A 980-nucleotide genomic window follows, 5' to 3' on the forward strand; every position below is an offset into this window, starting at 1 on the left:
ATCCTGGGGGATGACCTGCGTCGGGTGTGCTGCCCGTCCGCCGCCGGGGTGGTCCCGGCCGATGCCGACGACCCCCTGCTCGGCCTCCCCGCGTTGTTCGCCACCACGGTGGCCGCCGGGCGGCTGTGGTTGCGAGGCGGGCCGCGGCCCGATGCCTGGATCGGCCACTCCTCGGGGGAATACGCCGCCGCGGTCCTGTCGGGAGCGCTCGAGGCCGTCGAGACGATGCGGCTCGTCGCCCGGCGGGCCCGGGCCCTGTCCACACTCGAGCCCGGAGGTATGGCGCGCGTGCGGCGCGGTGCCGAGTCGATCCCGGATCTGCTGGATCGTTTCCCCGGGCTCGAGATCGCGGCGCAGAACTCGCCGCGGTCGTCAGTGCTGGCGGGATCGACCGCGGTGATCACCCGGCTGGTCGATGAACTCGGTGACGACGCCACGCGGGTCCGGATCTCCGTCCCGGGGCACTCGACGCACGTGGTCTCGGCGATGCCCGAGCTCCGCGATGCGGCCTCAGGTCTCACAGCACACGATCCCCGGGGTCTGCTTTACAGCTGTCTCACGGCGGGGCCGGTCGCCGCGGAACAGGTCGGTGATCCCGAACACTGGGCCGACCACCTGCGCGGTTCTGTGCGCTTCGACGAGACCCTGGCGCGGATCGCCGATGACCTGGGGGGAGCGTTCACCGTGGTCGACCTCGGGCCCGGCTCGGTACTCGCCTCCCTCACCCGCGAGTGCGCCCCGACCGGGCTGCAGAGGATCGTCACGCTGGCCGACGACGACGGCGGCCTGCGGCGCTCTGGGGTGTTGCGGGCCCTCGGCCAGGTGTACGTCGCCGGCCATGACGTGCGCCCCGAGGACCTCCTGACCGGACGACGCGGGGCGCACCCGCTGCCGCGCTATCCCTTCGACCGCACCCGGGCCTGGGCCGAGCCGGACGGGACGACCCCGGCGGCGAGCCCGTCCGAACTGCGCCGCAGGGC

1 protein-coding gene is annotated in these 980 nt (G+C 73.9%); it reads left to right on the forward strand.

Annotated elements, in window-relative coordinates; all coding sequences use genetic code 11:
• Nucleotides 1-980: acyltransferase domain-containing protein (locus tag IY392_RS15770; RefSeq protein ID WP_194861719.1), on the forward strand; the 980-nt coding region annotated here is incomplete at both ends.

The organism is Dietzia sp. SYD-A1 (assembly GCF_015356725.1).
Classification (GTDB): domain Bacteria; phylum Actinomycetota; class Actinomycetes; order Mycobacteriales; family Mycobacteriaceae; genus Dietzia.